This is a genomic window from Streptomyces sp. H39-C1 (assembly GCF_027158125.1).
In the GTDB taxonomy this organism is placed as follows: Bacteria; Actinomycetota; Actinomycetes; order Streptomycetales; family Streptomycetaceae; genus Actinacidiphila; species Actinacidiphila fildesensis.
Genome location: NZ_JAPVLS010000069.1, coordinates 48280 through 55177 on the forward strand (window position 1 = coordinate 48280; position 6898 = coordinate 55177).

Consider the following 6898-nt stretch of genomic DNA (forward strand, 5'->3'; position numbering starts at 1 on the left):
CGATCTGCAGGCCCCCGGGACCCCCGGGGGCCTGCTGCGTATCCGCTCTACGCGGTTGCGCTGAGTCCTGTTGGACTCGAGGCTCTACATCGCCCCGTGGCCAGAGGATCGTGTCTCGGAGCCTGTGGCATGCCTTCGAATCAACCTTCGAGGTATCGGCGACCGAAACGCGATCAGTCGAGGGTTTCGTCCGGGTAGTCGAGGTCGAGGTTCACCCCTGGGCTCGGTTCGCCCCAGCCGCCGTTGACGTACCACTCATCGGCGGCCAGGGCCTTGAACAGGGCACACCCCATAGTGTTGGGGTTGCCCCGGCAGCGCCAACCCTCAGCTCTGCGCGCCAGCATGGGCGCGATGTACTTGCTAGGCATGATCATGAGTCCGTGGTTGGTGGCCGCGATGTGGCTGCTGACCAGGAGGCTGTAGCGGAAATCCAGGTCGAACACTTTCAAATGGCTGCCGAGCCGGGCGGTGAGCGTGGCGTCCCATTCAGGGTGGGGGGCGACGAAGAACTTCACGGACAGCTTCTCGCTGCCCCGCGGCCTCCGAATACGGGCGCGGAGCCAGGCGTAGTGGGAGAAGTCGTCGAAGTAGGGGTGCAGAGTTTGGTCGCCTGCGCTGATGGGGACCGCGTCGAGCTTGATCTTGTTGCAGTCGCCGCAGGCGGGAACGAGGTTGACCGGGACCACGCTCAGGAGCGGGTAGTGGCTCTTGGGGAGATGGTGGTCCAGCGTCGTGACCAGGCCCTCCCCGCACAGGGGGCACCGGTTCTCCCGCCGGCGGCCTTCATCGTCGGTCGTGCCCCTGAGCGCCTCATAGATACGACGGCCCGGGGCACGATCCCTGACCATGCGATCGGTATACACGCCCTCCAGAACCTTGCGGTCGGTGAGAGCGTGGGGCTGGGCCGCGAGGCCCGTGAGGGTGTGCAGGGCCTGGCCGCGAGCGGCTCCCTCGTAGATCTCGGCCGCGTCGACCACGTCATCAGTGAACGCTTCCAGCTTCTTTCTGGTTCGGAACCGGGCGTTGGCGATACACGTGGTGTACACGTCACGGGCATCGAGTGCTGGCGGGTCCAGGTGCTGCATCAGATCTGTTCCTCCACTTCGTCGCGATGGCCGATCAAGGCGCTGAGCACCAATTGCGCCTCACCGCCAAGCCGTCCGCGGAAGTGGCCCAGGACGTCGTCGTACGCGTAGCCGGCCTCAACGAGGCGACGCAGCTCGTGAAGGAAGCCAGCCTCGGTGAGCTCCAGACCGAAGACTTCGTGGGTCAGGACCCCCACATTCTCCCCGTAGGTCTCGATGCGGGGCTGTGCGGCACCCAGCTGATCGCCATAACGCCACAGTTTCCAGACGCAGTAGGCCGGAATCTCCTGGAGCACCACTGGTGAATGCGTGGCCACGATGGCAAGCCCGTTGCGGTCGGACAGCAGCTCGGACAGGGCCCGCATGAACGCGGCGAGCAGGGGCGGATGAAGGTGGGTCTCCGGCTCGTCGATGATGACCAGGGTCCGCTCGCTGACGTGCTCGATCAGCCGAGTCATGGTGAGCAGAACGATCCGGTGGCCCGCACTGAGCCGTCGGAACAGCCGCCGTGCCTTGGTCTCGCGGCTGCGCACGCTGACGGTGTTCTCGAAATTCTCCAGCCACCCCTCCTGCAGCAGCCCGCTGCCCGGATAGTCGAGGATTCGCAGCGCCTTGATCCATAGGGCACTGCGCTCGCGCGTCAAGCACGCTTTCATGCCCTGCGCGAAGTCCTTCCGTAGACCGTCTGGGGTCTTGAACCTCGGCGACCGCGAGCCCTGGACGCGCAGGCCCACATAGGAGGCGACGAACATCTCGTCGCCCTCGACAAGGGGGAAGTCGTCGTCGAAGGCGCTGAACGAGACGGTCACCAGGTTGGCGAAGGAGCGGCCTTCGCGGTCGTACTCGATGACCTGCCCGAGCACCCGCGGCTGCGGCTCGGCTGCGGCGACGGCGCGGGCCAGATGGGACAGGACGTACGACTTACCAACGCCGTTGCGCCCGGTCAGGGCGTGCACATTGCTGGCCGGGTGGGAGCCGGGCTCGACCTGGAACCGGAAGCGCACGGGTTCCGTCTCCGGCGGTAGCGGCGGCTCGTAGGCGATGTCGAAGCTCACCTGGCGCACTCCACCGCGGGCGATGCGCTGCAGTTGACCGCGCACGGTGGACATCTTCACGAAGCGCAGCAGCGACGTCCGGGTCACATCGTGGTCCAAGGCGATACCGAAAGCGTGGTCATCGAAAGCGATGTCCCGGAGCGCTTCAAGCACCTCCACGCGGACCGGACCGGCTATCTCGCGCAGCGTGTTGTAGTAGCTCTCGTCCTGGCCCACGGAGAAGTAGGACGCGTCCAGTCGGCTGAAGCGCTCCGGCAGAGGAACCCTGTTCTGCTCGTCGCTGTCCATCGACACGTGGCCGATCTTCACCGTGCCGACATCGGTCCATCCGCCACTGGAGCGGAGGCGCAATGTGAACATGGTGCGGTACCCGAAGTCGTCCCATGCATCCTCGACGAGCAGGGCATCGACGCTGTCATCCCGTACGGGATCCCCCTCGCCCCTGCGTTCATTGATAACCGCGAAACGCAAGGCTGCGCCCTCCCACTTGATGGTTCTCTTTGTGACCAGACGATCCTAAAGCGCGCGGTGCAACGCTGGGCTGGCGGTGCTTGGCGAGGGTTCCACCGTCCCAGCCGGTCTCGGCCAGAACCGTCTGTCCAACGAATGGCCCTGCGGCTGGGTTCGTTGTCGAACGCCTCGAATGGATGGCGAAGGACAGCAGTTCGCCAGAGGCAGACAGGAAAGAGTCCCGAAAGACTGGCCAACGCGGGCAGGGGCATGTCAACCTAGATCAACTTGCAGGAAGTGCCAGGTCAGAGCATCGATTGCTCGTGCCCGTGGCTCCCGTTAGTCCCGGATTCCCCACCACCACCGCCGAGCCCCGCAACGTGAGGGGAGTTCGGCCCGGCCCAGCCCATGCCCGTCCTGGACCAAATCTCCGCCGAGATGCACCTAATCGTGGACGACCGGGGACGCGCGTCAGCAGCAAGGATGGCCGCCTATGCCTCGGCTGGTTTCCACTCGGCTGGACCGAGATCGTTGCCTCGGCCATGGCGTGCGTCCTGACGAAATCGCGGCGTGTCTCACGCCGGAGGCTCGAATTGGATGTCCGAGGACGGCCTTCCGGTTGCTACCGGTATGACAATTCCACCACGCACTGCTTTTCCCACACCAGGAGGCTTTCCGTGACACACACGGAGACGACCGTCGGCGATCTCATCGACCTTTTGTCCGCCTGCGACCGAGACCTGCCGGTCCGGCTGGCAATGAACCCGTTCTTCCCCATGGCGCACCGCCTTGCACAGGTCCTACCGTCCGTGGACGAGACCGGCCGTCCCGTCGTCTACCTCGCTGAAGGGCGGGATGCCGACACCCAGCTCGGCCATCTGCCACCCGAGGTCGCTGTCGCCCTGACCTGGCAGGGCCCCGTCCAGGCACCCCCGCGCCGCCCCCGCCGCACCGCACGCGGCCAGTAGAACCGCACCTAGCACTTGGAGGCGCTCCTGCACCCCGATTACCCGATCGACCCGCCCACCCCGCGCGGTGCCACCCCCGCGTACTGGGTCGGTCCCCGGCACCTGGCCGGTGACGACGGGCGTTTCTACGACGCCGTCGCAGACGCCCTCACCGGCCTGGGCTGGACGAGCCTGACGATCGTCCGCGGACGGCGTGAGCGGGACGAGGCACCGCAGGACCGGCAGGTCCTGCGCAGTACCGTCCTGTACATCAGCCCCGACACGCTGCGCTGGGCCCAATGGGCTCTGGCGGATGAGCCGTTCTATCTGGGGGACCTGCCGATCGCTTGGCAGGTCTCCGCTCGCGCGGACACCAGCAGCCCGCTCGCCGCGTGGTCGGCCTACTTCACCCCTGACGTCCCCGGGGAGGTCCTCGTCGACTTCCTCGTCGCGCTCGACGCCCGCGACCAGCCCGCCGTGCCGCTCGCCGGCCCCGAGATGGTCCTCGACGCAGTGACCGGACACGGCTGGCTCCGCGACATCGACCAGCCCCACACGGGAGCCACGGACCCGTCGTTCACCTCATACCTCAGCCTCGGCGAGGTTCCGCCCCTCATCCAGGACGCCGACCCGCGCGCCCTGACCGCCGAGGCCGATGAGGCGGGCCTGGCCGGGTGGCAGGCGTGGGCCGAGCCCGCGCTGGGCGCACCGTGCTTGTGGGCCGCGTCATTCGGCGCCAGTGCGCCCCACGATCTCGTCGCGTCCTTCGCCGCCTCCCTCAGCTCCACCGCACCGGTCCTACGCCGGGTGCTGCCCGAGGCCACCCGGGAGCGACTGCTCCGGGCCCCGGCCTAGCCTTCGAGATCGCTCTCGATCTAACGTATGGAGCCCGGCCTTCCCGAAAGGGAAGGCCGGGCTTTTGGATTCTCTGGAGCACGCATCGGCAGTGAAGTCAGGGACCCGCTCTTTGCATCATGGTCACGACGTGCTGCTGCCCCCGACCACGAAGGTCGGGGGCAGCAGCACGTCCGGGGTTGGTCAGCCTGCTGTCGTCGCCTTGCCGAGGGCCTTGTCGACATGGCGGTCGACGAGGGCCGGGGAGCCGGAGACGATCAGCAGGATGCTGCCGTCACGAATCGCGGTCTGCTTCACCACGGTGTCCCGCCCACCCGCGGAGAACGTCAGGAGCTGGCTCCACTGCTCCTCGCCGAGTCGGCCGGGTACGGCCAGCTTCTGCGAGGCCATATCGATCCTCGTGCCGCCCACGATGACCTGATAAGTGGGGCATCCCGTCATGGCGTTGAAAATGCGGCTGATGCCGTCGGACAGCTTGGTCGGGCTGTCGCTGTACAGCTCCTCGGAGACCTCCGAGTCCGGGCCGCCGGCGTAGGTGAAGGTGGCCTCCGCTTTGCGTGGGAAGTCGAGCGAGCCGCCTGTCGCGGCATCGCCGCCCACCTTGCTCAGGGCGGGGCAGCCGACGACGGCCACGTCGTCGTGCCGGGCCGGCTGGTCGGGCTTGCGCAGGTAGCCGCTGCCGAGGTCACTCGCGTCGAGGAGTCGAGATTCCAGGGAGGCTGACGACAGCGGGGCGGCGGTTGGGGCGGCACTGCCCGGCTTTTCGGTCCGGGCTGAGGAGGCGGGGCCGGCCTTGGCCTGGGTGTTGTCGGTGGTGCAGGCGGGCACGGTGAGGAGCGTGACGGCGGTGAGGCCAACGGCGGATATAGCGATGCGAACGCGCATGGTCGAACGACCCCTTGGTGCTAGGTGGCGGGTGGTCAGTGCGGGCCGCTGGCCCGGCGGGGTCGTAGGGGTGGGGGTCAGTGGCCGAGGTGGCGCAGGCAGTCCTCGAACGTGGCGTGCGTCGCGTCCGCGGGGCCGGTGTGCCGGTTGTACCAGGCGGTGTTGAGGCGGCTCTCCTGCTGCTGGTGGCCGGCCCGGCAGCGCAGCCAGATCTGGTCGTGGGCGGAGAGGATGAGCCAGTCCCGGTACGTCCCGCACGTGGCGCAGGCGACCATCTTGCCGTCGATGACGAGCGGCTGCTTCCAGGAGGTGATCCGGCCTGCGACCTGATCGTGGCTCGGCACGCGCAGCTCGGGGGGGAGGAAGTCGTCCACCGCGGCGGTCGGCACGGCGTGCTCCAGGTCGGCCCGCACGCGCGCGACCTCCGGCGGTACCTGTCCCTGCATCTGCGCCGACAGCTCGAAGAACCGGCGCTGTGCCTCGCTGGGCTCCTTCGCACGGCGGCGTATCCGGTGAAACACCCTGGCGTCCTCCCTCGTCTCGTCCTGCACGCGTCATGATCGTCCCCCAGTTCCCGGACAGCTTCAACTCACAAAGCCCACAGTCCCGCCGCACCAAGTGCCCGAAGGGGCATCGGACTCCCGGCGTGATTGGGCCTTCTGCCGTCGTGGCGGACGGTCATGGTGTGGATCGCCGGCCGGATGGTCGTGGTCTCCCTGGTGTCGGCCGTGTGCATGATCTGCGGACGAGCGCGGCGGGCACAGTTCAGCGCGTGTTGCCCGCGGCCTCTTCGCCGCGCTGCCGGCCGGATGAGGCGGGGCGGGACGCCGCAGGAAACACAGTGGACGGGCCCTTCGCCGAGCTGTGATCGGGGACTCCGGAGGCGTCAGCGGGCAGATCTGCCAGACGCCGCAGCCGCCACACCAGCACCTCGCTCACCGAGCCGGCCGTGTCGAGTTCGCGGCGCTGTACGGCGTCGGACAGGAGCGTGGCGGGGTCGTAGCCGGCGGCTTCGGTGTCCGCGATGGTTGCGGCCAGGGCGTACCAGCCGGGCTCGCCGAGGATCTGTTCGGCCAGGTCCGGCAGCGCCGCGCGCAGCAGCGCGGTCTGCTTCTGGAGCCGGGGCCGGTTCAGGCGTCGCCCGTGCTGGTAGAGGACTGCGAGGGGTTGGGCAGCGGCTGCTTGGTAGGCGGAGCGCAGGTGCTCGGCGGCTTGGCGGGCGGCGGCGGCCTGTTGGGCGTGCCCCTTCTTGGCGTGCCAGTGGGCGGTGGCGGTGATGAGGAAGAAAAGCATGTCGATGGCCATCGCGGTCGTTGCACCGTCTTCGCCTCGGCCGAGGGCTGGTCCGCCGTGGACGAGGTCGCGGGCGGCCTGGCGCAGGGCACGGTCGTGTCCGCGCTCGGCCCGCACGTGGGAGCGCGAGGCCCGCTCGAACGCGAATGCGGCGTCCCGCAGTTCCCGCCGGGTGTGGGCGGCGGAGGTCTTCGCGAGGGCGTCCAGGACCTCGCCGGCTGCCGCGATGTGGGCGGCGGCGACGGCGTCGTCGCCGTGTTCAACGACCGTGATCGCAGTCCAGGCAGCCGACGCGGTCCGCCGGCGCGCGGGGGAGGGGCTCTTGGGT

Annotated in this window: 6 protein-coding genes and 1 pseudogene; 2 read left to right on the top strand and 5 right to left on the bottom strand. The window is 68.4% G+C overall.

Going from position 1 to position 6898, the window contains the following annotated elements; translation table 11 throughout:
* Positions 1-173: 173 nt before the first annotated feature.
* Both O3W51_RS34560 and O3W51_RS34565 read right to left on the bottom strand, forming a co-directional pair.
* Positions 174-1085 carry an HNH endonuclease gene (locus tag O3W51_RS34560; RefSeq protein WP_164608426.1) on the bottom strand — a complete coding sequence of 304 codons (912 nt, stop codon included), beginning with the start codon at positions 1083-1085 and terminating at the stop codon, positions 174-176.
* Entirely contained in the window at positions 1085-2611 is a 1527-nt protein-coding gene (locus O3W51_RS34565; protein WP_269288284.1) for an AAA family ATPase, read from the bottom strand. The genes O3W51_RS34560 and O3W51_RS34565 overlap by 1 nt, the downstream gene beginning before the upstream one ends.
* A 656-nt stretch (positions 2612-3267) precedes the next feature.
* Here O3W51_RS34565 and O3W51_RS34570 point away from each other — a divergent pair.
* Positions 3268-3558, top strand: a complete 291-nt coding sequence (locus O3W51_RS34570) for a hypothetical protein (protein ID WP_269288285.1) — start codon at positions 3268-3270, stop codon at positions 3556-3558.
* 15 nt (positions 3559-3573) lie between these two features.
* Positions 3574-4392 (top strand): DUF317 domain-containing protein, encoded by an 819-nt coding sequence (locus O3W51_RS34575; RefSeq protein ID WP_164608428.1) that lies wholly within the window; start codon positions 3574-3576, stop codon positions 4390-4392.
* Between the two features lie 183 nt (positions 4393-4575).
* Here the strand turns inward: O3W51_RS34575 and O3W51_RS34580 are convergent, their stop codons facing one another.
* The 3 genes and pseudogenes from O3W51_RS34580 to O3W51_RS34590 form a co-directional block, all read right to left on the bottom strand.
* Positions 4576-5277, bottom strand: coding sequence for a hypothetical protein (locus tag O3W51_RS34580; RefSeq protein ID WP_164608429.1), 702 nt, complete (start codon positions 5275-5277; stop codon positions 4576-4578).
* Between the two features lie 77 nt (positions 5278-5354).
* The gene (locus O3W51_RS34585; RefSeq protein ID WP_164608441.1) at positions 5355-5798 is read right to left on the bottom strand and encodes a hypothetical protein; all 444 of its coding nucleotides are present in this window, start codon (positions 5796-5798) and stop codon (positions 5355-5357) included.
* Positions 5799-6042: 244 nt separating this feature from the next.
* Positions 6043-6898: pseudogene (locus O3W51_RS34590) on the bottom strand (mobilization protein); the annotation flags it as partial.

Excerpts from the sequence above, each read along its gene's own strand:
- O3W51_RS34560 (WP_164608426.1), bottom strand. The coding sequence starts at position 1,085 with ATGCAGCACCTGGACCCGCCAGCACTCGATGCCCGTGACGTGTACACC.
- O3W51_RS34580 (WP_164608429.1), bottom strand. The coding sequence starts at position 5,277 with ATGCGCGTTCGCATCGCTATATCCGCCGTTGGCCTCACCGCCGTCACG.